This window comes from Pseudomonas paraversuta (assembly GCF_904063065.1).
Classification (GTDB): Bacteria; Pseudomonadota; Gammaproteobacteria; order Pseudomonadales; family Pseudomonadaceae; genus Aquipseudomonas; species Aquipseudomonas paraversuta.
This window is the reverse complement of sequence record NZ_CAJFCL010000013.1, coordinates 40,161-65,479: the sequence shown is the minus strand read 5'-3', so window position 1 is coordinate 65,479 and position 25,319 is coordinate 40,161. Positions and strand designations below refer to the sequence as shown.

The window sequence follows — 25,319 nt, the reverse complement described above, 5'->3', positions numbered from 1 at the left end:
GGAGCCCGTTATGAGCATTTTGTTTGAACCCGTACGCCTGGGTGACCTTGAACTGGCCAACCGGATCGTCATGGCGCCCATGACCCGCAGCCGTGCCGATCAGCACGGGGTACCTACCGCGGAAATGGTCGAGTACTACCGTCAGCGGGCCTCGGCCGGTCTGATTGTGGCCGAAGGCACTTCACCTTCGGCCAATGGTCTGGGCTATTGCCGGACCCCGGCCATCTACAACGCCGAACAGATTCGCGCCTGGAAGGCCGTGACCGATGCGGTGCACGCCGAAGGCGGCCTGATCGTGCTGCAGTTGATGCACGTAGGCCGTGCTTCCTGTGCCCAGAACAAACCTGCAGGCGCTGCAACCGTTGCTCCTTCGGCGTTGCGCGCGCGCACCCAGTTGTTTACCGATCAGGCCGGGCTGGTGGACAGCGACGAGCCACAGGCTTTGTCGCTGCAAGACATTGCCGGGGTGATCGATGAGTATCGCCAGGCGGCCCTGAATGCCCGTGAAGCGGGTTTTGACGGGGTTGAGTTGCACTGCACCAGCGGTTACCTGCCCATGCAGTTCATGGCCTCGGGCAGCAACCTGCGTGAAGACCGCTATGGCGGCAGTGTCGAAAACCGCGTGCGTTTCCCTGCTGAAGTACTGACCGCCATGGCTGCGGCCATCGGTGCCGGGCGTGTGGCGTTGCGCCTGTGCCCGGGCAACCCGTTCAATGACATCAGCGACGAAGATCCGCTGGCCACCGCCGAAGCCCTGTGCCGGGCCGCCGAGCCGTTGGGTCTGGCCTACGTGCATATCATGCGCTCGCCCCTGGCCGAGCTGGATGCCTTCGCCCTGGCGCAGCGCCATTGCAGCAGCGGACTTATTTTGAACGACGGTTTTGACGGCGCATCGGCCGAGGTTGCCTTGCAGGCCGGTCAGGGCGAGGCAGTGTCGTTCGCCCGGCATTTTATTGCCAACCCGGATCTGGTGGAGCGCCTGCGCCGGGGCTTGCCTCTGGCCCGCTTCGATCGCAAAACCCTGTATTCGCCAGGTCCTGAAGGCTACAGCGATTACCCGCAGAGCGAGACGGTGACGCCATGAACGATATGTCGCGTTTCAGCACGCCCGTGGCACCCCGGCAACAGCCAGTACCTCGCGAGCAGACTCAGGAGCTGCTGGACCTGCGTTCGGCAGCCAGCGCGCAGATCAAGCCGGCGGACCTGTACACCCTGGCCGATCGTCTTGAGGCGCAGGCCCGCAGCTTTCCCCAACGACCATTTTTGATCTACGGCACTGATGTATATAGCTATGCCCAGGTCGACGCCCAGGCCAATCGCATGGCCCGGGTGTTTTACGACAAGGGTCTGCGCCCCGGTGATGTGTGCGCGATTGCCATGGAAAACCGCCCGCAGTTCTTTTTCTGCTGGTTTGGCCTGGTCAAGCTTGGCGCCGTGGTGGCGTTTATCAATACCCAGGTTAATGGCAAGCCGCTGGTGCACGCACTGCAGACCACTGAGGCCAAGGCCGTGGTGGTCGGTGAGGAATGCCTGGACAACCTGTTGTCCACCGAAGGCTTGCCGGATGTGCCGTGGTGGTTGATTGAAGATCCGGAAAACCCCCACGACCGCGTGTTGCCGGCCTGTGTCGACCAGAGCTTTAGCGAGCAGATTGCCCGCGCTGCGGACACAGCTTTTGCCCGTGAAGTGCGCGCAGCCATTACGGCTGAAAGCACCACTTTGCTGATTTTCACCTCGGGCACCACCGGTTTGCCCAAGGCTGCGCGCTACAGCCATATGCGCTGGATGTCTTCGGGTGATGTGATGGAAGTCACCATGGGGGCCACTGCCCAGGACGTGTTTTATTGCTGCCTGCCGCTGTACCACGGAGCTGCGGCGACTTCGGTGACCTCTACCGCATTGCGTGTCGGTGCCAGCATTGTGGTGCGGCGCAAGTTCAGTGTGCGTGAGTTCTGGCAGGACGTACGCCGCAATAACATCACGGTGTTCCAGTACATCGGTGAAATTTGCCGCTACTTGCTCAACCAGCCCGTAGTGGCCGGGGAGCGGGAGCACAGTTTGCGTTACATGCTCGGCGCCGGCCTGACGTCCGAGTCGTGGCAGCGCTGGCTTGAGCGCTTCGGCCCGATCCAGGTGTTTGAAGGCTGGGGCGCCACCGAGGCCAACGCGAATCTGATCAACGTCGACAACTATGTGGGCTCGTGCGGCCGGGTACCGGACTGGAGCCGGACCAATCTGCGGCTGGTGCGCTACGACGTTGAAAGTGACACCCATCCACGGGACGAACAGGGTTTCTATCAGCTCTGTCAGCCGGGTGAAGTGGGTGAGGCGATGGGTTTCATCGTCAATCATCCGCAGATCGGCGGGGGGCGTTTCGAGGGCTATACCAGCGCCGCTGCCAGCGAAAGCAAGATCCGCCGCAACGTGTTCCAGGCCGGAGATGCGTACTGGAGTTCCGGCGATCTGTTGCGCTATGACGACGACGGTTATTTCTATTTCGTCGACCGTATCGGCGATACCTTTCGCTGGAAAAGCGAAAACGTTTCCACCCTGGAAGTCGCCGATACCCTCAGTGACTTGCCGGGACTGGAACTGATCAATGTGTATGGCGTGCAAGTGCCGGAACACGAAGGCCGGGCGGGCATGGCGGCGATCCTGATGCAGGCCGGCCACACCTTTGATCCCCAGGCGTTCTATGACCTGACCGAAGCGCGCTTGCCACGTTATGCGGCGCCGATGTTTGTGCGGGTCTCAGCGACGGCTGACATGACCAGCACCTTCAAGTTGCGCAAGGTCGATTTGCAGCGTCAGGGCTACGCCCCGGGCCTGTTTGCCGATCCGCTGTTCGTGCGTGACGAAAGCACCCGTACCTATCAGCCGTACTCGCTGCAAGTGCTGGCCCGGGCCGGGCTGGCACCTTTTGTGGGCAGCAGTCATGAGTGAAATCGACGCCCGGGGCCATGAATGGCGTGACGGCCTGCGCTACCCGTGGCCTCAGGCGCCGGCCAGCGGGCAGGTGCAAGAGGTGGCCGAGGGTGTGTTGTGGCTGCGCATGCCGCTGCCCTTTGGCCTGGACCATATCAACCTGTACCTGCTGCGCCATGGCGACGGCTGGGTGGCGGTGGATACGGGCCTCAACAGTGATCAGTGTCGTGAGGTATGGGAGCAGGTATTTGTCGACGTGTTCCAGGGCCTGGCGCTCAAAGCGGTGATCTGTACCCATTTTCACAGCGATCACACCGGTGTGGTGGGGTGGCTGGCCGAGCGTTTTCGGTGTCCGGTGCTGATGACCCATGGTGAGTTTGAAGCTCTGCACCATGGCCCGCCGATGGCGAAGACACCTGATTGGGCTTTTGTCGATTTTTATCAGAAAGCCGGTTTCAGTCCCGAGCGCACGGCAGCCTTGTTGCCGCTGATCCAGGGTGAGCATTTTCGGCCGCAGTTGGTGGCCGGGTTTATCCGGTTGCAGCATGGCAGCGAGCTGACGATTGGCGGCAGGCGCTGGCAGGTGGTGATGGGCAATGGTCATTCACCGGAGCATGCATGTCTGTATGCCGCTGATGACGGCTTGCTGATTTCTGGCGATCAAGTGTTGCCGCGCATCACTTCAACCATCGCCGTCTACGTCACGGAGCCCGAGGCCAATCCATTGCGCGACTGGCTGGCATCCATCGAGCGGCTGCGGGTCATTCCCGACAGCGTGTTGGTGCTGCCGGCCCATGAACGGCCGTTTTGCAATTTGCATCTGCGCCTGGACCAGTTGCGTGACCACCATCTGAACCATTTGCAGCAACTGCACCAGGCCTGTGCGCAACCGCTCACGGCGCTGGAGATGATGGCGGTGTTGTTTAAAAAACTGTCAGGTCGTTTTGACGAGCTGATGGCGGTTGGGGAGACGTTGGCTCACGCCAATTACCTCATGGCCGAGGGGGCGCTCGTTCGTGAGGTTCAGGGAGGGCTGCATCGCTATTCGCAGGCCGGGACAGGAGTCGTGAAGTTCGACCCGCTTCAGTTGTCATGAGCAGGGTATATGCGCTGCAGAACGCAATGACGCTTGAACCCATCGAGGCGGCCAGAGGGTCGCTAATCAGGAGAGGCAGAGTGATCAATAAAAACAACAATAAATGTCTTGGGCACAACTTTCAGGTCACGGGCCTGGCAGTCGCCGTTGCGCTGGTAACCAGCCCGGTGTGGGCGGGGGACACTATTGAGTTTGATGACGGCACCACCATCGATTGGTCGGTGACCACCAGTTACGGCATCGGTATGCGCCTGGGTGACCCCAGTAACAGGTTGATGGGCATCAACGTCGATGATCCGAACCGCAACTTCGATCAGCACAGTCTCACCACCAACCGCGTGGGTGCCCTGGGCGAAATGATTTTGCGCAAGGACAACTACGGCGCTGTGGTCCGTGCCAGTACCTTCTATGACGATGTTTACCACCGCTCCAACGACAACAACTCGCCGTCGACGGTCAACAAGACCGGGAGCAACGATGAGTTCACCAGCGACACCAAGTATTACAGCGGTGGCCGCACCCGCTTGCTCGACGCCTATGTGTTTGGCGGCTGGCGCTTTGACAATGACACCATGCTCGACGTCAAGGCCGGTCGGCATATCGAGTCCTGGGGCGAAAGCCTTTACTACCCGGGCGTGAACGGGGTACAGAACCCGTCCGATGCGGTCAAGGCTGCGCAGCCCGGGGTTGAGGTCAAGGAAGTGCTGTTGCCGGTGGGCCAGTTCTCGGCGTCTTACCGCATCAACCCGGAAATTACCCTGGGCGGCTACGTGCAGTACGAGTGGAAGGGTACCGAGCTGCCGCCAGTGGGCAGCTATCTGTCGACCTCTGACGTGATCGGCCCTGGACGCGAATTCATTCTCGGGGCCAACGGCTCGCGGATCAATTACATGGGCACCGACGAACCCCGTGACAGCGGCCAGTGGGGTGCGCAAATCCGCTACCGCCCGACTACCGACCTGGAACTGTCGCTGTTCCATGTGGTGTACCACGATAAAAACCCGGCCACAGCGCTGGTTGGCTATCAACCCCTGGCCCTGGGCAATGGGCAGTATGCCTACACCACCAACGGCTACAAGGTTGAGTATTTCGAAGATATCAAGCTGACCGGTATCAGTGCCGCCACCAAGTTGGGTGAATACCAGCTGGGGGCTGAATGGTCTTACCGCGACGGAGCCCCGGTGATGGTCAATACCGGTCTGGGTCCGGTGCCGACCCGCGGCAAAGGCCAGCAGTTGCAGCTCTCGGCCATGCGAATCCTGGGTGACAGGCCATGGGCCAGCCAGACCACGCTGACCGGTGAGATCGTCACCGTACGCGTGGATGATGTGGATGATGTGTCAGGTGCGCCGAATCTGTTGGGCCTGCCTGTTGCTCCTCCGTATGCCGGGGCGATTCAGCCGTCCAATGATTACACCTACAAAACCTCCTCGGCCTGGAGAACCCGTTCTTCAAGCGCTTATACCGTGGGCGCATCGTTCAGTTACCCGGGTGTGTTTCAGGGCTGGGACCTTGAGGTGCCGTTTACCTTCTCCAACGTGTTCAGCGGTGCTGCACCGATGTCCGGGACCATCGCCGGGGTGGCCGGTGACCGCCGTCTTAGTGCGGGCACTACGTTCAAGTACCTGAGCAATCTGGAAATGTCGTTCAAGTACATCGCGTACCTGGGCTCGCCGGATCCGATCTACCGTCCGCTGGCAGACCGTGACTACGCCACGTTCTCGATGAAGTACACGTTCTAATCAAGGTATGCCCCTGTGGGAGCGGGCTTGCCCGCGATTGGATCGCTGCAGCATGTATGGCAGGGCGCAGGGTCTGCATCGCTGGCAAGCCGGCTCCCCCAACGGGGCAAATGTGAACCGATAAAAGAGAGAAACCTATGGGTCTTAAAGGTCACGCGGCCATTGTCGGCAGCGCTCAGTACAAACCGGAAAAATACGCAACGGCGCCGCGCATGTTCCATCTGGAGCAGGTTGCAGATCTGGCCGCGCAAGCTTTGCGCGATGCCGGTTTGCAAGCCTCGGACCTGGACGGGCTGGTAATCAACGGCCCGCAGTTTCATGAAGCTTCGGTGTTCGTGCCTGCCATGGCCGCCGAATACCTGGGCTTGCGCTTGAACTTTGCCGAAGTGGTCGACCTTGGTGGCTGTACCTCGGTGGGCATGGTCTGGCGCGCGGCGGCAGCCATCGAGCTGGGTCTGTGCCAGGCGGTGCTCTGCGTATTGCCTGCACGCATGGCGCCGCTGGGGCCGGACGAAGACCCGAGCTGGATGGCCCGGGCCATGCGCTTCGGCGGCCACAGCACCGCCTTCGGGGCACCCGAAGCCGAATTCGATTTACCCTACGGCCACATGGGCCAGAACACCGGCTACGCCATGATTGCCCAGCGTTACGCTGCGCAATATGGCTATGACCCGCGGGCACTGGCAAAAATCGCTGTGGATCAGCGCACTAACGCGCAGTACAACCCCCAAGCGATGTTTTACGGCCAGCCGTTGACCATCGAGCAAGTGCTGGCGAGCAAGAAAGTTGCCGATCCGTTGCATGTACTGGAGATCGTGATGCCGGTGGCCGGCGGTGCAGCGCTGATTATTGCTTCGAAGGAAGTGGCTGCCCGTGCCCGCAAGCGGCCGTCGTATATCACCGGTTTCGGTGAGCATCTGGCGTTCAAGTCGCCGTCCTATGCCGCCGACATGGTGCAAACCCCGATTGGTCCTGCTTCGCGCCGGGCGTTCGACATGGCCGGGCTCAAGCCCGGGGATGTGGATGCTGCACAAATCTACGATTGCTACACCATTACTGCCTTGCTGACCCTGGAAGACGCAGGCTTCTGCGCCAAGGGTGAAGGCATGAGTTTTGTCCGTGAACACGACCTGACCTGGCGTGGCGATTTCCCGATGAACACCCATGGCGGCCAGCTCAGCTTTGGCCAGGCCGGTTCCGCCGGCGGCATGTCGCAGGTGATCGAGGCAGTAACCCAGATCGCCGGCGAGGCGGGCGAGCGTCAGCTTGCGCAGTGCGACACGGTGTATGTCTCAGGCACCGGTGGGGTGATGAGTGAGCAGGGCGCATTGATACTTCAGGGAGCATGAATCCGATGTCGAACAACAAACCAATGCCGGTCCCGACCGAGATTTCTGCACCGTTCTGGGAAGGCCTGAAGGCCGAGCGCCTGCTGATCCAGCAGTGCAATCAATGCAGTCACTGGGTGTTTTACCCGCGTCGGCATTGCCCCGGCTGCCTGGCCCACGAGCTTGCCTGGCGTGAAGTCAGCGGCGGGGCGAGCTTGTACAGCTTCACTGTGACCCGGATTGCCACCATGCCGGATTTTGCCGATGAAATGCCGCAGATGCTGGCGGTGATCGAGCTGGATCAAGGGGTACGGATCAACAGCAATCTGGTGGGCCTGGACGAGTCCGAGGTCAAGGTCGGGATGCGCCTGCAGCCGGTGTTTGCCGAAGTGGACGCAAAGGGTACGCGGCTGTTGCGTTTTACCGGGATGGACAAGGACCCGCAGGCTTTGAAGAGCTTGCCGGCAGCAGTGGAGCAGCCGGCGGTTGCTGCGCCCCGGGTACGCCAGATTGCGCTGGATGACGAGGCCGCGTTGCAGTCGCTGGTCAGCGACACGTTCAGCCCCTGGAGTAACCGGATTGTGGTTGATCAGGGCCTGATCGACGCTTTTGCCGCGTTGTCGGGGGATGATTACTGGATTCACACCGATCCGGAACGGGCCCGTAAACAAAGCCCCTTTGGCGGCACCATTGCCCATGGTGCGCTGGTGCAGATCCTGCAGTCGCGCATGCAGTTGAACCTGGATTACGAGATCACCGGTTTCAGCAATATGGTCAATTACGGTTCGGACCGTTTGCGCTTTCCGGCGCCGGTACCGGCCGGTTCGACCATCCATTCGCGGGCCCGGGTAAAGCGTGTGGAACGGGTTAAAAGCGGTACCCAGCTGACCCTGGAGCTCAACATCCACGTGCTGGGCAGCGAGCGGCCTTCAGTGATCAATGAGCTGGTGATTCTCTATATGTAATCCTCGCGTGACCTGTGAACTGTGACCTGTCGTCTGTAGGAGCGAGCTTGCCTCGCGAGCTGTTAGCGGTAGAAAAGCTCGCGAGGCAAGCTCGCTCCTACAGAAGCTCGCTCCTGCAGTTATGAGGTATGAAGCGTTGAGGTTATTCAGTGTCCTCAAGGGCTTTAGTCTCAACGGACGATGAGCCCGGCAACCTTCCTTCCCATACTGCCCCAAGCCAATAAATACAGGCATTGAGGAGCAGGCACATGATCGACATTCGTGGTTTGAGCTACTTCGTTGCAGAGTCCGCCGACCCGGTGCAGTGGCAGCGTTATGCCGAAGATGTACTCGGGATGATGGTCACTGCGGCACCCGCCGGGGGATTGTATGTGAAGATGGACCAACGCCCGTTCCGGATGTTGATCGTGCCTGGCGGTGAGTCACGCTATCTGGCATCGGGCTGGGAGCTGGCCAGTGAGAAGGCGTTCAATGCCGCCATCGAAACCCTGGATCAGGCCGATGTCAGCTGGCGCCCGGGTACTCCCGAGCAATGCGATCAGCGCGGTGTACAGGCGTTGCTGCACGTCACCGATCCTTCGGGCAACCGCCATGAACTGAGCTGGGGCCATCGCTCCGATTGCCAGCCCTTTGTTTCGCCGCAAGGTGTTCCGGGGTTCATCACCGGTGAGATGGGCCTGGGGCACACCGTTCTGCCCGCTCCCAACTTCGATGCCACCCTGGCCTTTGCCAAGGACGTACTGGGCTTCGAGTTGTCGGACATATTCAATTTCCGGCCCGACCCGTCGGCCGCACCGATCCGCATTCACTTCCTGCATTGCAAAAACAGCCGTCACCACAGTCTGGCCCTGGCCGAGTACCCGGTGCCGTCCGGCTGCGTGCATGTGATGGTCGAGGTCGAAACGATGACCGAAGTGGGCCGCGCCCATGACCGGCGCCTGGCGCATAACGTGCCGTTGTCGGCCACTTTGGGCCAGCACCTGAACGACCAGATGACCTCTTTCTATATGAAAACCCCTTCGGGCTTTGACCTGGAGTACGGCTATGGCGGCTTGCTGGTGGATTGGCAAGACCACAGCGCTTTTGAATTCACCCGGGTCAGCCTGTGGGGCCACGATTTTTCAGTCGGCCAGCAGTAACAGACCGGTAAAGGAGTAACCCATGAACAAGCAAATGACAGCGGCAGACGTGGTCGGCCAATTGCGTGACGGCATGACCATAGGTTTTGGCGGCTGGGGGCCACGGCGCAAGCCGATGGCGATCGTGCGCGAGATCCTGCGCTCGGAGGTCAAGGACCTGACCGTGGTGGCATATGGCGGCCCTGAAGTCGGCATGCTTTGCGCGGCCGGCAAGGTCAAGAAACTGGTGTTCGGTTTTGCCACCCTCGATGCGATCCCGCTGGAAGCCTACTTTCGCAAGGCGCGGGAGGCCGGTGAGCTGGAATTGATGGAGCTGGATGAGGGCATGTTGCAATGGGGCCTGCGCGCCGCCGGTATGCGGTTGCCGTTTTTGCCGACCCGCTGCGGCCTGGCAACCGATGTCAGCCGTCTGAACCCGGACATCAAGCAGGTGCAGTCGCCCTATGACGACGGTGAAGTGTTGCTGGCGATGCCTGCGCTGAACCTGGATATGGCCTTTTTGCATGTCAACGTCGCTGACCGCCTGGGTAACACCCTGATCACCGGTCCCGATCCGTATTTTGATCATCTGTTCGCCCGTGCCGCCAAGCAGTGCTTTGTGTCCTGCGAACGGATCGAAGAGCGCCTGAGCCTGGATGCCGCCCAGGCCCGCTTCAATACCTTTGAGCGCTATCTGGTCAGTGGCGTGGTGCACGCCCCCTTTGGTGCGCACCCGACCTCGTGCCCGTCCGATTACGGCTGGGACATGAGCCATCTCAAGCGTTATAGCGCCAGTGCCGGCGAAGCCGACGGCTGGCAAGGCTATGTAGCAGAGTTTGTGACACCGGGCGAATCAGCCTACCAGGCCAGCAATGGCGGTGCCGACCGGCTGGGCGCTTTGCCGCTGCCAGTGTTTTGAGGAGTATGGACATGACTGCGACTTGCGAATTTACCCTGGCCGAACTGTTGATCGTGGCTGCTTGTGAAGCCTGGCGCGATAACGGCGAAGTGATTGCTTCCGGCCTGGGGGTGATCCCGCGCCTGGGCGCGAGCCTGGCCAAACTGAGCCACAGCCCGGAACTGTTGATGACCGACAGCGAGGCCTTTCTGGTGGAAGAGCCGATTCCTTTGGGGCCGCGCGGTGACTATGAGCCGCGTTACTCGGGTTACCTGTCGTTTGAACGGGTGTTTGAGTGCGTGTGGGGCGGCCGTCGTCACGCGATGATCGGCCCGACCCAGATCGACCGCTGGGGCCAGACCAATCTGTCGTGCATTGGCGACTATCACAAGCCCAAGGTGGCAATGCTGGGGGTGCGCGGTTTGCCGGGCAACAGCATCAACCATATCAACTCGTTCTTTGTGCCGAGCCATAACACCCGGGCATTTGTGTCCGGTGAAGTGGACATGGTTTCAGGTGTCGGGTTCAAGCCAGAGCGTTGGGAAGAAGGCATGCGCCGCGACCTGATGGATATCCGCCTGATCGTCACCGATCTGTGTGTGATGGACTTCGGCGGCCCGGACCGCGCGGTTCAGGTGCGCTCGCTGCACCCGGGTGTGAGCTTTGAACAGGTGCAGGACAATACCGGCTTTCCGCTGCTCAAGGCAGCCGATATCAAGCAGACCGTGGCGCCTACTGCGCAGCAATTGGAGCTGATCCGTCGTCTGGACCCGCATGACTATCGCGCAGCCGCGCAGAAGGGCAATCCACCCGGCATTCGCCAGGCCTGAAGGCAAGGAATCCAGATGAACAGCGACAGCGAATTTGTGCAGCGGGCTGATACCGCTGTGTATGAAACCGAAGAACCGGTGCTGTACGGGGTGGCGGACGGGATTGCCACCCTGACCCTGAATCGGCCGACAGTGAACAACGCGCAAAACTCGCAGATGACCTATGCCCTGGACGATGCGTTTCGCCGGGCGGTGAATGATGACCTGGTGAAAGTCATAGTGTTGCGCGCTAACGGCAAGCATTTCTCGGCCGGGCATGACATTGGCACCCCCGGGCGCGACATCAACAAGTCGTTTGAGCGTGCGCACCTGTGGTGGGATCACACCAACAAGCCTGGCGGCGAATATCTGTATGCCCGGGAGCAGGAGGTGTATCTGGGCATGTGCCGGCGCTGGCGCGAGCTGCCCAAGCCGACCATCGCGATGGTGCAGGGCGCGTGCATTGCCGGCGGGCTGATGCTGGCCTGGGTGTGTGACTTGATCGTGGCCAGTGATGATGCGTTTTTCCAGGACCCGGTGGTGCGCATGGGCATTCCGGGGGTGGAGTACTTTGCCCACCCTTACGAATTGAACCCGCGCATTGCCAAGGAATTTCTGTTCACCGGCGACCGTATGAGTGCCGAGCGCGCCTATCAGATGGGCATGGTCAATCGCCTGTTCAGTCGCGAAGAACTGGAGGCCGGCACTTATGCGCTGGCAGCGGCCATTGCCAAACAGCCGCGCATGGGGCTGGCGCTGACCAAGCAGGCGATCAATCACGTTGAAGATTTGCAGGGTAAGCGCACAGCCATGGACGCGGTGTTTGCCTGGCATCACTTCGCCCATAGTCATAACGAACTGCTGTCGGGCGACAAGCTCGGTGGTTATGACGCCAAGGCCATGATTCAGGCAAACAAGACGGCTGCGGGAGAGCGTGGATGAGTGGCTATCTGCAAACGGCGCTGACCGATGCATTGGGCTGTCGTTACCCCATAGTGCAGACCGCGATGGGCTGGGTGGCGGATGCCAATCTGGTGATTGCCAGCACCCGGGCCGGGGCGTTCGGATTTCTTGCCGGGGCGACCATCGCCGCGGACCAGCTTGAGGCTGAAATCCAGCGGGTGATCGAGGCCACCGGCGGCAGTAATTTCGGCCTCAACTTTCATATGTTCCAGGAGAACGCTGCGCAGTGCGTGGACCTGGCGATCGAGTACCGCTTGCGTGCCGTCAGTTATGGTCGCGGGCCGGATCGCCAGACCATCGAGCGCTTCAAGCGGGCCGGGGTGCTGTGTATACCCACGGTGGGCGCACTCAAGCATGCGCTCAAGGCGGTGGAGCTGGGCGCTGACATGGTCACGGTACAGGGTGGTGAAGGCGGCGGGCATACCGGCGGGGTGCCGAGCACCATTTTGCTGCCCCAGGTGCTGGATGCGGTACAGGTCCCGGTGATTGCCGCCGGTGGCTATTCCACCGGTCGCGGTCTGGCCGGAGCATTGGCCAGCGGGGCGGCCGGGATTGCCATGGGCACGCGGTTTTTGATGACCCGGGAATCGCCCACCCCTTTGGCGACCCTGGAACGCTATGTGAAAGTCAAAGATCCGCAGCAGATTCGCGTGACCCTGGCGGTGGACGGGATGCGCCACCGGATGATCGAAAATGCCTTTATCAATCGTCTGGAAAAGGCCGGTGCCTTTGGCCGCTTGCGCATTGCCCTGGGCAGTGCCTGGCAGTGGAAGCAACAGACCGGCATGAGCCTGGGGCATATGTTCAGTGTGTTCGCCCAGTCGGTGAAGGAAGACCCGGGTGCCTTGTCGCAAACCGTAATGGCAGCCAACCAGCCGGTGCTGCTGCAGCGCTCCATGGTGGACGGCATTCCGGATGAAGGGATCTTGCCCAGCGGGCAAGTGGCAGCAGCGATCAGCGAGCTGAAAAGTTGCGAGGAGCTGATTCAGGAGATGGTGCTCGAGGCAGAGCGGTGTTTGGGCCGATTGCATAGAACTGTGTAGGAGCGAGCTTGTCTCGCGAGCTGTTGGCGGTTGAAAGAGCTCGCGAGCAAGCTCGCTCCTACAGGTATGGGGGGGTCAGAGGGTTATCCAGCGCTGTTGTTCGGCGGCTTCGCGAATGGCCGCAGCCAGACGTTCTACCTGCCAGGCTTCTTCGAAGTCGGGGCCCGGCGCAGGGTTGCCGGCGCAGGCCTGGATCAGCCCGTGTACCTCCAGGGTTTTCAGTTCGTTGTACCCCAGCTGATGCCCGCCCGCAGGGCTGAACGCGGCGTAGCCGGGTAGTTCCGGGCCCGCCAGCAGGCGTTCGAAGCCGGCCTGGCCGGCTTTGCACAGGTGCAGTTCATTCAGCCGCTCCTGATCGAATTTAAGGGTGCCGCCGGTACCGCTGATCTCGAAGCTGAGGTGGTTTTTATAACCGTGCTTGAGCCAGCTGCTGCTCAGGGTGCCCCGGGCGCCATTGCTGAAACGCACCAGGGCGTGGGTCTGGTCGTCGATCAGGATGTCGCGCAGTTCGCTGCTGTTGCGGCTGGCCGGGCGTTGTGGGTGAACGGTCTGGCTGTCGGCGCACACGGCTTGGACATCCCCCACCAGATAGCGCGCCATGGCCAGCAGATGGCTGCCCAGATCGGCCAGGGCACCGCCGGCATGCCCGGGTTCGCAGCGCCATGACCAGGGCAGCGCCGGATCGGCCATGAAGTCCTCGCTGAACTCGCCCTGGAAACTGATGATGCGTCCCAGGTCACCACGCTCAATCATCTGTTTGGCCAACACCAGCATCGGGTTGTGTTGATAGTTGTAACCCACCCGCGTGACCACGCCGGCGACCCTGGCAGCGAGATGCATTTGCTCGGCCTGTTGCAGGCTGACGGCCAGGGGTTTTTCGCAATACACCGCTTTACCCGCTGCGATGGCGGCCATGGCCATGGGGAAGTGCAAGTGGTTGGGGGTGGTAATGGCGACCACATCCACTGCCGGGTCGCTGATCAGCTGTTGCCAGTCGCCATGGGCGCGGGCAAAGCCCCAGGCGTTTGCACAGTGCTGCGCGCGCTCGACGTCGGCATCAGCCAGTGCTGCAAGGTGCAAGTGCACCGGCAGTTCAAACGCAGAACTGACATTACGAAACGCCAGCGCATGGGCTCGGCCCATGAATCCGGTGCCGATCAAACCAATACCAAGTGCACGCATAGCCTGGATCCTTTGAATTGTTATTTTCAGGGAGGGCTATTAATGGAATAAATATTCCGAAATATCAACTATTAGAATTAACTTATTGGTCTGTGAGCCAGGTTCTGTAGGAGCGAGCTTGTCTCGCGAGCTTTTTAAAACCGCCAACAGCTCGCGAGACGAGCTCGCTCCTACAGGGGGGGGCTGGGCTTTGGTCTGGGTTATGAGAGGTATCCGCCGTCGACGTTTAACGAAACGCCAGTGGTGTAGGTCGAGGCGTCGCTGGCCAAATACAGCACTGCACCGGCCATTTCTTCGGGCCGGGCCACGCGTTTCAACGGGATCTGTTGCAGTGCGGTCTTGAGGATGGCGTCGTTGCCGACCAGCGCCGATGCAAATTTGGTGTCGGTCAGGCCCGGGAGCAGGGCGTTGCAGCGTATCCCGTACTGGGCGCACTCCTTGGCAAATACCTTGGTCATGTTGATCACCGCGGCCTTGGTCATCGAGTAGACCCCCTGGAACACGCCGGGCGATACGCCGTTGATCGAAGCCACGTTGATGATGCTGCCGCCGCCGTGGTCGCGCATCAGTTTGCCGGCTTCTACCGACATGAAGAAGTAACCGCGAATGTTCACGTCCACGGTTTTCTGGAACGCACTCAGGTCCGTGTCCAGGACGTTGCAGAACTGCGGGTTGGTCGCCGCGTTGTTGACCAGGATATCGATGTGGCCAAATTCTTCGCGAATGCGGGCAAAAGTCCGGGTGATCTGCTCCATTTCGCCGATATGACAGGCGATGGCAGTGGCCTTGCCGCCTTCGGCGATGATCCCGTCAACCACCGGCTGGCAGCCTTCAAGCCTGCGGCTGGACACAATTACATGGGCGCCCTGTTGGGCCAGCAGCCTGGCGATGGCTTCACCAATGCCGCGACTGGCACCGGAAACAAAGGCAATTTTTCCATCAAGGTTGAACAGTTGAGTCCTGGACATGTTGATTCCCTGGTTGTCGCGGGTTTAGAGGCTGGATGTGCGGATGAGCTTGAGGCTCATCTGCTCGAGCAGCGCATTCATCTGCACAAAGGATGCGAAGCGCTTGTCCTGCGTCTGGCCGTGGTAATAGCGGTAATAGATCTGCTGGACAATACCCGCCAGACGGAACAGTCCGTAGGCGTAGTAAAAATCGTAATTGTCTATCTGAATGCCCGAACGCTCGGCGTAGTAATCGACGAATTGGCGGCGGGTCAACATGCCCGGGGCGTTGCTGGGCTGGCGCCGCATCAGTTGTACCGGTGCCGGGTCGTTGGCTTCAATCCAGTAGGCCAGGGTGTTGCCCAGATCCATCAGGGGGTCACCGAGGGTGGTCAGTTCCCAGTCCAGGACGCCGATGATTTGCATCGGGTTGGAGGGGGCGAGGATCACATTGTCGAAGCGGTAGTCGTTATGCACGATGGCCGGGGTCGGGTGGTCAGCCGGCATTTTGTTCTGCAGCCACTGTTTTACTGCTTCCCAGCGCGGGGCATCCGGGGTCAGGGCCTTTTCGTAACGTTCACTCCAGCCGCTGATCTGGCGTTGCACATAGCCTTGGGGCTTGCCCAGGTCGCCCAGCCCGCAGGCGTTGTAGTCGACCTGATGCAGTTGCACCAGCTTGTCGATAAAGCTGTGGCACAGGGTTTGTGTGGTGGCGGCAGTCAGCCCCAGTTCTTCGGGTATGTCCGAGCGCAGGATGATGCCCTTGACCCGCTCCATCACGTAGAACTCCGAGCCGATCAGGCTTTGGTCGGTGCAGTGGGCATAGGCTTTGGGGCAGTAAGCAAAGGCGTCCTTGAGCTGATTGAGAATGCGGAACTCGCGGCCCATGTCGTGGGCTGATTTGGCTTTGTGGCCAAAGGGCGGGCGGCGCAGTACCAGCTCCCGGTCGGGGTATTCAATCAAATAGGTGAGGTTGGACGCGCCGCCCGGGAACTGGCTGACCACAGGGTGCCCCGCAAGCCCGGGGACATGAGCCTTGAGGTAAGGATCGATGCGGCTGATGTCGAGTTCTTCACCCGCGCGGATGCGGGTCGACGAGTCGGTAAGCGCCATGTTTATCTCTTCTGCTTATATTTGTGGCTGGGCAACATTCGCTAATCTAATGGGCGCCCGGGCCCGGGACAAGGCGGGGATGGCCTTAATAGGTGCGGGTGTTAGTGAGCGATCAGCGTGATGGATAAGCGTTGAGTGAAGCACAGGCGAAAAAAAACCGAAGCGCGTGGTCTTCGGTTTTTCGGTTTTTCGGTGTTGCGTGTGGCTTACGAAGGGAACAGTTCGCTCAGCTTCATGGCCAGCATCATGTCGCCTTCAGCGCGCAGTTTGCCGCCCATGAACGCCTGCATGCCATCGGTTTCGCCGCTGACGATGCCTTCCAGGGTTTCGCCGTCCATGACCAGCGTTACCTGTGCGTCCGGGTTCTCGCCTTCCTGGAGTTCGCAAGTGCTGTCTTTAATGATCAGCGAGAAGTTTTTGGTGTCATCAATGCGAAAACCGAATACCAGGTCCAGGCCGGCAGCAGCGGCTGGGTTGAATTTGGCTTTCATTGCTTGAACGGCATCAGCTACAGAAGTCATGGTTCGATCCTTTTAGGTTGGGTTACTGCGACCCTCAGGTCGCGGTTGCCGACGCTCAACGATAGGTGATGAGTGACGGCGTCTTCAACAGTTGCAGATGCACCTGGCTGTTGAAGGAAGCCAGAATGACCTCGCGGCCATGGAACTTGAGCTGGCTGAGCGAGGTGTTAGCAATTTGCCAGGTCAGCTTGAAGGCGTCGCTGGCCGGAATCTGGGTCAGTATGTGCAGCAAGGCAGTGATGGTGCCGCCGGAGGTGAACACGGCGATGGTCTGGTCGTTGCGGGCCAGGTCGAGAATCCGGTTCAGGCCTGCCTGAACCCGTTCAACGAAACCCAGCCAGGTTTCCAGCCCGGGAGTGTCGTAGGTACCGCTGAGCCAGCGCGCGATGATCAGTTCAAAGATACGCTGGAACTCTGCCGGGTTGTGGGCGGCATTGTTCATGGCTGTTATGGCGTCAGGTTCGTCTGGCAACAGGCCAGGAAGCAGGGCGCCGAGCACGGCGAAAGCATCAAATTCGTTGAAGGCAGAGTCAATGTCATGGGCGGGAACGGGCAACCCGGCAGCCGTGAACTGTGCCAGTGCATGGCGAGCGGTGTCTTGCTGGCGCAGCAGGTCGCCGGAGATGCAGCGATCAAAGCGCAGATCCAGATCAACCAGATGCTGGCCCACGATCTCTGCCTGGCGCACACCCAGGGCCGACAGCATGTCGTAGTCGTCGGCGCCAAACGAGGCTTGGCCATGTCTTATCAAGTAGATGCTGCCCACTTTCGCGTCATCCCGCTCGGTTGAAAGTCTGGCGAGGTTAGGAGGAAGGCAGGAACCTGTCAATGAAAAAACATACGCTCGTTTGAATCGCCTGTATGGGCCTGCCGACAAGGCTGTATCGCGGCTGGCAGGGCGAGGGTCACGCCGGTATGCTGGGGGTATTACGCGGCCCTGACCCGAGGGTCGCATGCTAATTAAGGAGAGTCTGTGGAATTTTTTGCCGATTACGCCAGTTTTCTGGCCAAGACCGTGACCCTGGTGATTGCCATTGTGGTAGTGCTGGTGGTGATTGCGGCATTGCGCGGCAAAGGTCGCCGCCGCTCTGCAGGGCAGTTGCAGGTCAACAAGATGAACGAGTTTTATAAAGGACTGCGGGACACCCTGGAGCAGTCGTTGTTGCCCAAGGATCAGCTCAAGTCGCTGCGTAAACAGCAGGCCAAAACCGACAAGAAGTTGAAAAAGCAGCCTGAAGAAAAACCTCGGGTGTTCGTGCTGGATTTCGACGGCGATATCAAGGCATCGGCCACTGAAAGCCTGCGTCACGAAATCACTGCTCTGCTGGCCCTGGCTACCCCTGCCGATGAGGTGGTACTGCGTCTGGAAAGTGGTGGTGGCATGGTTCACAGCTACGGCCTGGCGTCGTCGCAACTGGCGCGTATTCGTCAGGCGGGGATTCCGCTGACCATCTGTATCGACAAGGTCGCGGCAAGCGGCGGCTATATGATGGCGTGTATCGGTCAGAAAATTATCAGCGCGCCCTTTGCGATTTTGGGTTCGATCGGGGTTGTGGCGCAGTTGCCCAACGTCAATCGCCTGCTGAAAAAGCACGACATCGATTACGAAGTGCTGACCGCCGGCGAGTACAAACGCACCCTGACCGTGTTTGGCGAAAACACTGAAAAGGGCCGGGAGAAGTTCCAGCAGGATCTGGACATCACCCATCAGCTGTTCAAGAACTTTGTCGCCAAGTACCGCCCGCAGCTGGCGATCGATGAAGTGGCCACCGGTGAAGTCTGGCTGGGGGTTGCTGCAGTCGACAAGCTGCTGGTGGATGAACTTAAAACCAGCGACGAGTATTTGTCGGAGCGTGCCAGGGACGCTCATCTTTACCACTTGCACTATGCACAGCGTAAAAGCTTGCAGGAGCGCGTTGGCCTGGCGGCCAGCAGTTCGGCAGAGCGGGTGGTTGACTCTCTGTGGAGCCGTTTGACGCAGCAGCGTTTCTGGTAAAGCTGCTGTCTTTGGGCACTCTTTGAGCCACGCAAGGGCTCAGGAGTGGCCCGTGTCACAGGCATGCCATGTGACACGGGTTCCTCAGATGATTAACGACGTCGGAACAGCGGCATCGGTTCATCTGTAGAAGACTGATAGGTGACTGAAAAATCTTTCAGGCCCTGCAGTGCTTCATAGGGGTCTTTGTCGGCACGGATGGCAAATGCATCGAAGCCACAGCGGTGCAGGTAAAACAGCTGGTCGCGCAGAACATCGCCGATCGCGCGCAATTCGCCTTTGTAACCATAACGGTCACGCAGCAAGCGGGCGTTGGAATAGCTGCGACCATCGGTGAAAGCGGGGAAGTTCAGGGCAATGACCTGGAAATTCGCCGCGTCATCGCCCAGTTCCTCGGCTTCCTCATCGCTGTCCAGCCACACACCCAGGCCGCCATCACGTGCCTTGAGTGCCGGGCCATGTTCGCGCCACAGCGCCAGCGGCACGATCAGGTCGTCGCAGTTGGAGATGTCATCAAAGCTGACGTCCTTTGGCAGCAAGTGCCAGGTTTCGTCGATCACTTCGTTGTTTTTAATTATTCGCTGCATAGACGCGCTCCTTGAAAGGGTCGATGCCGATACGTTGGTAGGTGTCGATGAAGCGCTCATCTTCGGTACGTCTTTCAACGTACACATCGATCAGCTTTTCGATCACGTCCGGCATGGCGTCCTGGGCGAACGAGGGGCCGAGAATCTTGCCCAGGCTGGCATCGCGGCTGGCGCTGCCACCCAGGGAGACCTGGTAGAACTCGGCGCCTTTTTTGTCGACGCCCAGAATCCCGATGTGACCGACGTGGTGGTGACCACAGGCGTTCATGCAACCGGAGATGTTGAGGTCAAGCTCGCCGATGTCGAACAGGTAATCCAGGTTGTCAAAGCGACGCTGGATCGATTCTGCAATCGGGATCGACTTGGCGTTGGCCAGGGAGCAGAAGTCGCCGCCCGGGCAGCAGATCATGTCGGTCAGCAAGCCAATGTTAGGGGTGGCGAAGCCTTGTTCACGCAGCTCGCCCCACATGGCGAACAACTGGTTTTCTTCGACGTCGGCCAGGATGATGTTCTGTTCGTGGGAAGTACGCAGTTGACCGAAGCTGTAGCGATCAGCCATGTCGGCGATGCCATCCCACTGCTTGTCCGTCACGTCGCCCGGCGCTACGCCTGTAGGCTTGAGCGACAGGGTAACGGCGACATAGCCCGGCTTCTTGTGGGCCAGGGTGTTGCGGGTACGCCAGCGGGCGAAACCCGGGTGCTGCTGGTCGAGTTCAGCCAGTTCGGCGCTGAAGTCGGGCAGTACTTTGTAGTCAGGGTCGACGAAGTGCCTGGCGATGCGCTGGACTTCAGCCTCGGTCAGGGTATTGGAACCACCGCGCAGGTGAACCATCTCGGCTTCAACGCGTTCGGCGAACACTTCCGGGGTCAGGGCTTTGACCAGGATCTTGATCCGGGCCTTGTACTTGTTGTCACGACGGCCGTAGCGGTTGTAAACCCGCAGGATGGCTTCGAGGTAGCTCAGCAAGTCTTGCCACGGCAGGAATTCATTGATGAAGGCGCCGATCACCGGAGTACGGCCCAGACCGCCGCCCACCAGCACGCGGAAGCCCAGTTCACCGGCGTCGTTGAACACCGGCTCGAGGCCGATATCGTGGACTTCAATGGCGGCACGGTCAGAGGCCGAACCATTGATGGCGATTTTGAATTTGCGCGGCAGGTAAGCGAATTCCGGGTGGAACGTGGTCCATTGACGAACGATCTCGCACCAAGGGCGCGAATCGATCAGTTCATCGGCAGCCACACCGGCAAACTGGTCGGTGGTGACGTTGCGCAGGCAGTTGCCGCTGGTTTGAATGGCGTGCATTTGCACTGTCGCCAGTTCTTGCAGAATGTCCGGCACGTCTTCCAGCGCCGGCCAGTTGAATTGCACGTTCTGGCGGGTACTGATGTGGGCATAGCCCTTGTCATAGTCGCGGGCAATCTTGGCCATCATTCGCGCTTGACGCGAAGTCAGCTGGCCATAGGGCACGGCGACCCGCAACATCGGGGCAAAACGCTGGACATAAAGGCCATTTTGCAGGCGCAGGGGGCGGAACTCTTCTTCGCTCAGCTCACCTGCCAGATAGCGTCGGGTCTGATCCCGGAACTGCTTGACGCGGTCCTCGATGATCCGCTGATCGTACTCGTCATATACGTACATATAGGTCCTGTTCTCAGGCTGCTAACAGCTTATCTGCGCGCACGGCCGCGCACTCCCCAAGGAGCAAGGCACGATACCAGCTTGTAGTTATGCGCAAAAGTGATGTTTAAGCATATGCAAAGAACCAAAACGACTATAAGAGTCTGATTCTCAATGCCTTACTTGTGGGAAGGGCATTACTGAACTTAACTGAGCCCAAGTCTTCAAGCATTCACCCATAAAACCGAAAAAAGGCGATGCGATGAGTACTCCAGTCAAAGTGCGTAAAAGCGACAGCAAGGTCGATGCATGGGCCATTTTCTTTCTTGTCATCCTGGTGGTCTCAACGGCCGTCTTCTGGGTGAGTCACCAGTAATCAAACCCCGGCCAGATACAGCACCAGCTTGACGATGCCGAACAGGGTGAGCGCAAAACACAGGGTAAACAGCAGGCCCAGGATCAGAAACTGAGCGGGTTTGCCGTGGGTGAAATCGCGAGAGCGGTTTTTTGCGCTTTGCACGCCAAAGGCTGCAGCCAATACGCTGTGCAACACTTGCCATAAGGTAGGCGGCTTGTTGTTGGCTGGATCGTCCATATATCCCCCACTATTGAGTTGCTGTGAACACAGCATAGTTCAAGGGATGCATACCACTTGACTGCAGGAGCGAGCTTTAACGGCTCGCTCCTGTAGAGGCAGAGGTTGTTTAGTTGTCGTAGCCCAGGTTCGGCGCCAGCCAGCGCTCCGTCACGCTCAGGTCCTGACCTTTACGCGCCGTGTAGCTTTCAATCTGGTCCTTGTCGACCTTGCCCACGGCAAAGTACTGCGCCTGCGGGTGAGCAAAGTACCAGCCGCTGACCGCCGCCGCCGGGAACATGGCGTAGTGCTCGGTCAGGAATACACCGCTCTGGCCTGCGCGCATCTCTTGTGCTTCAGGGTCCAGCAGGGCGAACAGGGTGCCTTTTTCTGTGTGATCAGGGCAGGCCGGATAGCCCGGGGCAGGGCGGATACCGCTGTACTGCTCCTTGATCAGTTCGTCATTGGCCAGTTGTTCGTCCTTGGCATACCCCCAGTATTTGGTCCGTACCTGCTGGTGCAGCCATTCGGCGCAGGCTTCGGCCAGACGGTCAGCCAGGGCCTTGACCATGATCGAGTTGTAATCGTCGCCCGCATCCTGATAGGCCTTGGCCACTTCTTCGGCACCAATACCGGCGGTGGTGATGAAGCCCCCCACGTAATCGGTGACGCCGCTGTCTTTGGGCGCGACAAAGTCGGCCAGCGAGAAGTTCGGCTTGCCGTCGGTCTTGATGATTTGCTGGCGCAGGTGATGCAGTTTTGCCAATGGCTGGCCATCGTCGCCGTAGAGCTCCAGATCATCATCGTTGACCTGGTTGGCCGGCCAGAAACCAAACACCGCACGGGCGCTGATCAGCTTTTCATCGATCAACTTGGCCAGCATTTCCTGAGCGTCGGCATACAGCGCGGTGGCCGCTTCGCCGACCACTTCGTCGGTCAGGATGCGCGGGAACTTGCCTGCCAGATCCCAGGAAATAAAGAACGGCGTCCAGTCGATGTATTCGGCCAGCACTTTGAGGTCGATGTTGTCCAGCACCTTGGCCCCGGTAAACGTCGGCTTGACCGGCTGGTAGTCGCTCCAGTCGAACTGTGGCTTCTTGGCAATTGCAGCGGGGTAGCTCAGGCGCTCGGTACGGGCGCTGCGGTTCGCGGTGCGTTCACGCACTTCAATGTATTCGAGGCGGGTTTTCTCAACGAAACCGGGCTTCAGTTCCTTGGACAGCAACTGTGTCGCGACACCTACGGCGCGGGAGGCGTCGGTGACGTAAATCACCGCATCATTCTGATACTTGGGCTCGATCTTGACCGCCGTGTGAGCCTTGGAGGTGGTCGCGCCGCCAATCATCAGCGGCAGATGGAAGTCCTGGCGCTGCATCTCACGGGCCACGTGGACCATTTCATCCAGCGACGGTGTAATCAGGCCCGACAGGCCGATGATGTCGCATTTCTGCTCCTTGGCCACCTGCAGGATTTTCTCTGCCGGCACCATCACCCCGAGGTCAACGATGTCGTAGCCATTACAGCCCAGCACCACGCCGACGATATTCTTGCCGATGTCGTGCACGTCGCCTTTAACCGTGGCCATCAGGATCTTGCCCTTGGCTTCCGGTTTGTCGCCCTTTTCCAGTTCAATAAAGGGAATCAGGTGCGCCACCGCCTGTTTCATCACGCGGGCGGATTTCACCACCTGGGGCAGGAACATTTTGCCGGCGCCAAACAGATCGCCAACGATATTCATGCCGGACATCAGCGGCCCTTCGATGACTTCGATCGGACGCTTGAACGACTGGCGCGACTCCTCGGTGTCTTCGACGATATGGGTGGTGATGCCCTTGACCAGCGCGTGCTCAAGACGCTTGTTGACTTCCCAGCCACGCCACTCTTCGGTTTCGGCCTCTTTGACGCTGCCGTCGCCCTTGTACTTGTCGGCAATGGCCAGCAGGTTGTCGGTGCCGTCCGGGGTGCGGTTGAGCACCACGTCTTCCACGGCGTCGCGCAATTCAGCCGGGATCTGGTCGTAGATCTCCAGCTGTCCGGCGTTGACGATACCCATGGTCAGGCCGTTGCGGATCGCATACAGCAAAAACACCGAGTGGATGGCTTCACGCACCGGGTTGTTGCCGCGGAACGAGAAGGACACGTTGGACACACCGCCGGAAGTCAGTGCATACGGCAGCTCGTCGCGGATGTAGGCACAGGCGTTGATAAAGTCCACAGCGTAGTTGTTGTGTTCTTCGATACCGGTGGCCACGGCAAAGATGTTCGGGTCGAAAATGATGTCTTGTGGCGGGAAGCCGACTTCATTGACCAGGATGTCGTAGGAGCGTTTGCAGATTTCTTTTTTGCGCGCTTCGGTGTCGGCCTGGCCGGCTTCGTCAAACGCCATCACCACCACGGCGGCGCCGTAGCGTTTGCACAGTTTGGCGTGATGGATGAACTGCTCCACGCCTTCTTTCATGCTGATGGAGTTGACGATGCCCTTGCCCTGAATGCACTTGAGGCCCGCTTCGATGACTTCCCACTTGGAGGAGTCGATCATGATCGGCACCCGGGAGATATCCGGTTCACCGGCAATCAGGTTGAGGAAGGTCACCATCGCCTTCTTCGAGTCCAGCATGCCCTCGTCCATGTTGATGTCGATGATTTGCGCACCGGCTTCAACCTGCTGCAGCGCCACTTCCAGGGCTTCGGTGTAGTTGTCTTCACGGATCAGTCGGGCGAAGCGCGCAGAGCCGGTGATGTTGGTACGTTCGCCGACGTTGACGAACAGCGAGCTGCGATCGATGGTGAAGGGCTCAAGACCCGAGAGGCGGCAGGCTTTGGGAATGTCCGGGATCTGGCGCGGGGCGTAACCGGCCACGGCTTTGGCGATGGCTTCGATATGGCCCGGGGTGGTACCGCAGCAGCCACCGACAATGTTCAGAAAGCCGCTCTGGGCAAACTCTTCAATGACCTTGGCGGTTTCGGCCGGCAGTTCGTCGTATTCACCGAACTCGTTGGGCAGGCCTGCGTTGGGGTGAGCGGAAACATAGGTGTCGGCCTTGTTCGACAGCTCTTCGAGATACGGGCGCAACTCACGGGCACCCAGGGCGCAGTTCAAACCGACCGAAATCGGCTTGGCATGGCTGATGGAGTTCCAGAATGCCTCGGTGGTCTGGCCGGACAGGGTACGCCCGGAAGCATCGGTGATGGTGCCGGAAATCATGATCGGCAGTTCGACACCCAGCTCTTCAAACACGCCCTGCACGGCAAAGATCGCGGCTTTGGCGTTGAGGGTGTCGAAAATGGTCTCGATCAGGATCAGGTCGGCACCGCCTTCGATCAGGCCTTTGGTGGCCTCGGTGTAGTTTTCCACCAGTTCATCGAAGGTCACGTTGCGATAGCCGGGGTTGTTCACGTCCGGCGACAGGGAACAGGTACGGCTGGTAGGGCCGAGCACGCCCGCGACAAAACGTGGCTTGTCCGGGGTTTCCAGGGTTTTGGCGTCGGCGACTTTGCGCGCCAGACGTGCGCCTTCTACGTTCAGCTCGTAGGCCAGGGCCTGCATGCCGTAGTCGGCCTGGGATACCTGGGTGGCGTTGAAGGTGTTGGTTTCGAGAATATCGGCACCGGCATCCAGATACGCCTTCTCAATGGCCCCGATCACATCGGGGCGGCTGAGGATCAAAAGGTCGTTGTTGCCTTTGACATCACTCGGCCAGTCGGCGAAGCGTGTGCCACGATAGTCGTGTTCCTCTAGGCGGTAGCTTTGGATCATAGTGCCCATGCCGCCATCGAGAATCAGAATGCGCTCTTTGAGGGCTTGCTGAAGTGCTTGGAGACGAGCGCTGCGGTCAGACATAGGACTACCTGTAAGAGCCATGCAAAAGATGCGAAATCATAACAAACCTG

At 59.7% G+C, this 25,319-nt stretch carries 21 protein-coding genes; 12 read left to right on the top strand and 9 right to left on the bottom strand.

Annotated elements, in window-relative coordinates; genetic code table 11:
* The first annotated feature begins 10 nt into the window (after nt 1-10).
* The 11 genes from JQ845_RS21600 to JQ845_RS21550 all read left to right on the top strand — a co-directional run bounded on the left by JQ845_RS21600 (nt 11) and on the right by JQ845_RS21550 (nt 12,887).
* Nucleotides 11-1,084, top strand: coding sequence for an alkene reductase (locus JQ845_RS21600; RefSeq protein ID WP_003445118.1), 1,074 nt, complete (start codon nt 11-13; stop codon nt 1,082-1,084).
* Entirely contained in the window at nt 1,081-2,943 is a 1,863-nt protein-coding gene (locus JQ845_RS21595; protein ID WP_003445121.1) for a long-chain-acyl-CoA synthetase, read from the top strand. The genes JQ845_RS21600 and JQ845_RS21595 overlap by 4 nt, the downstream gene beginning before the upstream one ends.
* The gene (locus JQ845_RS21590; protein ID WP_003445123.1) at nt 2,936-4,021 is read left to right on the top strand and encodes an MBL fold metallo-hydrolase; all 1,086 of its coding nucleotides are present in this window, start codon (nt 2,936-2,938) and stop codon (nt 4,019-4,021) included. Before JQ845_RS21595 ends, JQ845_RS21590 begins: the two co-directional genes overlap by 8 nt.
* Nucleotides 4,022-4,101: 80 nt before the next feature.
* A complete protein-coding gene (locus tag JQ845_RS21585; protein ID WP_010656625.1) occupies nt 4,102-5,763 on the top strand; it encodes a DUF1302 domain-containing protein in 1,662 nt (553 codons plus the stop codon).
* A 137-nt stretch (nt 5,764-5,900) separates the two neighbouring features.
* Nucleotides 5,901-7,112: a thiolase family protein gene (locus JQ845_RS21580; RefSeq protein ID WP_010656624.1), complete on the top strand. Its 1,212-nt coding sequence runs from the start codon at nt 5,901-5,903 to the stop codon at nt 7,110-7,112.
* Nucleotides 7,113-7,117: 5 nt separating this feature from the next.
* Complete coding sequence (locus tag JQ845_RS21575; RefSeq protein ID WP_202210674.1) at nt 7,118-8,056, top strand: bifunctional OB-fold nucleic acid binding domain-containing protein/MaoC family dehydratase; 939 nt, start codon at nt 7,118-7,120, stop codon at nt 8,054-8,056.
* Nucleotides 8,057-8,304: 248 nt separating this feature from the next.
* The gene (locus JQ845_RS21570) at nt 8,305-9,195 is read left to right on the top strand and encodes a VOC family protein (RefSeq protein ID WP_202210675.1); all 891 of its coding nucleotides are present in this window, start codon (nt 8,305-8,307) and stop codon (nt 9,193-9,195) included.
* Between the two features lie 22 nt (nt 9,196-9,217).
* On the top strand, nt 9,218-10,093 hold the full coding sequence (locus JQ845_RS21565; RefSeq protein ID WP_003445131.1) for a CoA transferase subunit A: 876 nt from the start codon (nt 9,218-9,220) through the stop codon (nt 10,091-10,093).
* Between the two features lie 11 nt (nt 10,094-10,104).
* Nucleotides 10,105-10,902, top strand: coding sequence for a CoA-transferase subunit beta (locus tag JQ845_RS21560; protein WP_203009446.1), 798 nt, complete (start codon nt 10,105-10,107; stop codon nt 10,900-10,902).
* 15 nt (nt 10,903-10,917) lie between these two features.
* Nucleotides 10,918-11,823 (top strand): enoyl-CoA hydratase, encoded by a 906-nt coding sequence (locus JQ845_RS21555; protein WP_003445133.1) that lies wholly within the window; start codon nt 10,918-10,920, stop codon nt 11,821-11,823.
* Nucleotides 11,820-12,887 (top strand): NAD(P)H-dependent flavin oxidoreductase, encoded by a 1,068-nt coding sequence (locus tag JQ845_RS21550; protein ID WP_003445134.1) that lies wholly within the window; start codon nt 11,820-11,822, stop codon nt 12,885-12,887. Before JQ845_RS21555 ends, JQ845_RS21550 begins: the two co-directional genes overlap by 4 nt.
* 75 nt (nt 12,888-12,962) lie before the next feature.
* Here JQ845_RS21550 and JQ845_RS21545 read toward each other — a convergent pair whose 3' ends face one another.
* From JQ845_RS21545 to JQ845_RS21525, 5 genes are all read right to left on the bottom strand, one after another.
* Nucleotides 12,963-14,069, bottom strand: coding sequence for a Gfo/Idh/MocA family protein (locus JQ845_RS21545; protein ID WP_127195614.1), 1,107 nt, complete (start codon nt 14,067-14,069; stop codon nt 12,963-12,965).
* A 200-nt stretch (nt 14,070-14,269) separates the two neighbouring features.
* Nucleotides 14,270-15,037 carry an SDR family oxidoreductase gene (locus tag JQ845_RS21540; protein WP_203009445.1) on the bottom strand — a complete coding sequence of 256 codons (768 nt, stop codon included), beginning with the start codon at nt 15,035-15,037 and terminating at the stop codon, nt 14,270-14,272.
* Nucleotides 15,038-15,061: 24 nt separating this feature from the next.
* Nucleotides 15,062-16,129, bottom strand: a complete 1,068-nt coding sequence (locus tag JQ845_RS21535) for a phosphotransferase family protein (RefSeq protein WP_203009444.1) — start codon at nt 16,127-16,129, stop codon at nt 15,062-15,064.
* A gap of 206 nt (nt 16,130-16,335) precedes the next feature.
* Nucleotides 16,336-16,650, bottom strand: coding sequence for an SCP2 sterol-binding domain-containing protein (locus JQ845_RS21530; protein ID WP_003445138.1), 315 nt, complete (start codon nt 16,648-16,650; stop codon nt 16,336-16,338).
* A gap of 55 nt (nt 16,651-16,705) precedes the next feature.
* Nucleotides 16,706-17,416, bottom strand: coding sequence for a histidine phosphatase family protein (locus JQ845_RS21525; RefSeq protein ID WP_003445140.1), 711 nt, complete (start codon nt 17,414-17,416; stop codon nt 16,706-16,708).
* Nucleotides 17,417-17,623: 207 nt separating this feature from the next.
* Between JQ845_RS21525 and sohB the strand changes: the two genes are divergently transcribed.
* A complete protein-coding gene (sohB, locus tag JQ845_RS21520) occupies nt 17,624-18,646 on the top strand; it encodes a protease SohB (RefSeq protein ID WP_003445142.1) in 1,023 nt (340 codons plus the stop codon).
* A 92-nt stretch (nt 18,647-18,738) separates the two neighbouring features.
* Here sohB and JQ845_RS21515 read toward each other — a convergent pair whose 3' ends face one another.
* From JQ845_RS21515 to metH, 4 genes are all read right to left on the bottom strand, one after another.
* Nucleotides 18,739-19,233 (bottom strand): DUF934 domain-containing protein, encoded by a 495-nt coding sequence (locus JQ845_RS21515; RefSeq protein ID WP_003445144.1) that lies wholly within the window; start codon nt 19,231-19,233, stop codon nt 18,739-18,741.
* Complete coding sequence (locus JQ845_RS21510; RefSeq protein WP_003445145.1) at nt 19,217-20,875, bottom strand: nitrite/sulfite reductase; 1,659 nt, start codon at nt 20,873-20,875, stop codon at nt 19,217-19,219. Before JQ845_RS21510 ends, JQ845_RS21515 begins: the two co-directional genes overlap by 17 nt.
* Before the next feature lie 355 nt (nt 20,876-21,230).
* On the bottom strand, nt 21,231-21,449 hold the full coding sequence (locus JQ845_RS21505) for a DUF2970 domain-containing protein (RefSeq protein WP_003445148.1): 219 nt from the start codon (nt 21,447-21,449) through the stop codon (nt 21,231-21,233).
* Nucleotides 21,450-21,558: 109 nt separating this feature from the next.
* Nucleotides 21,559-25,269, bottom strand: coding sequence for a methionine synthase (metH, locus tag JQ845_RS21500; protein WP_060781776.1), 3,711 nt, complete (start codon nt 25,267-25,269; stop codon nt 21,559-21,561).
* Between the last annotated feature and the right edge of the window lie 50 nt (nt 25,270-25,319).

Bases quoted from the DNA above. Each gene is read 5' to 3' on its own strand.
- JQ845_RS21600 (WP_003445118.1), top strand. From the start codon at position 11: ATGAGCATTTTGTTTGAACCCGTACGCCTGGGTGACCTTGAACTGGCC.
- JQ845_RS21515 (WP_003445144.1), bottom strand. From the start codon at position 19,233: ATGCAGCGAATAATTAAAAACAACGAAGTGATCGACGAAACCTGGCAC.
- JQ845_RS21590 (WP_003445123.1), top strand. From the start codon at position 2,936: ATGAGTGAAATCGACGCCCGGGGCCATGAATGGCGTGACGGCCTGCGC.
- JQ845_RS21545 (WP_127195614.1), bottom strand. From the start codon at position 14,069: ATGCGTGCACTTGGTATTGGTTTGATCGGCACCGGATTCATGGGCCGA.
- JQ845_RS21565 (WP_003445131.1), top strand. From the start codon at position 9,218: ATGAACAAGCAAATGACAGCGGCAGACGTGGTCGGCCAATTGCGTGAC.
- JQ845_RS21540 (WP_203009445.1), bottom strand. From the start codon at position 15,037: ATGTCCAGGACTCAACTGTTCAACCTTGATGGAAAAATTGCCTTTGTT.
- JQ845_RS21510 (WP_003445145.1), bottom strand. From the start codon at position 20,875: ATGTACGTATATGACGAGTACGATCAGCGGATCATCGAGGACCGCGTC.
- JQ845_RS21595 (WP_003445121.1), top strand. From the start codon at position 1,081: ATGAACGATATGTCGCGTTTCAGCACGCCCGTGGCACCCCGGCAACAG.
- metH (WP_060781776.1), bottom strand. From the start codon at position 25,269: ATGTCTGACCGCAGCGCTCGTCTCCAAGCACTTCAGCAAGCCCTCAAA.
- JQ845_RS21555 (WP_003445133.1), top strand. From the start codon at position 10,918: ATGAACAGCGACAGCGAATTTGTGCAGCGGGCTGATACCGCTGTGTAT.
- JQ845_RS21570 (WP_202210675.1), top strand. From the start codon at position 8,305: ATGATCGACATTCGTGGTTTGAGCTACTTCGTTGCAGAGTCCGCCGAC.
- JQ845_RS21530 (WP_003445138.1), bottom strand. From the start codon at position 16,650: ATGACTTCTGTAGCTGATGCCGTTCAAGCAATGAAAGCCAAATTCAAC.
- JQ845_RS21535 (WP_203009444.1), bottom strand. From the start codon at position 16,129: ATGGCGCTTACCGACTCGTCGACCCGCATCCGCGCGGGTGAAGAACTC.
- JQ845_RS21550 (WP_003445134.1), top strand. From the start codon at position 11,820: ATGAGTGGCTATCTGCAAACGGCGCTGACCGATGCATTGGGCTGTCGT.
- JQ845_RS21580 (WP_010656624.1), top strand. From the start codon at position 5,901: ATGGGTCTTAAAGGTCACGCGGCCATTGTCGGCAGCGCTCAGTACAAA.
- JQ845_RS21505 (WP_003445148.1), bottom strand. From the start codon at position 21,449: ATGGACGATCCAGCCAACAACAAGCCGCCTACCTTATGGCAAGTGTTG.
- JQ845_RS21560 (WP_203009446.1), top strand. From the start codon at position 10,105: ATGACTGCGACTTGCGAATTTACCCTGGCCGAACTGTTGATCGTGGCT.
- JQ845_RS21575 (WP_202210674.1), top strand. From the start codon at position 7,118: ATGTCGAACAACAAACCAATGCCGGTCCCGACCGAGATTTCTGCACCG.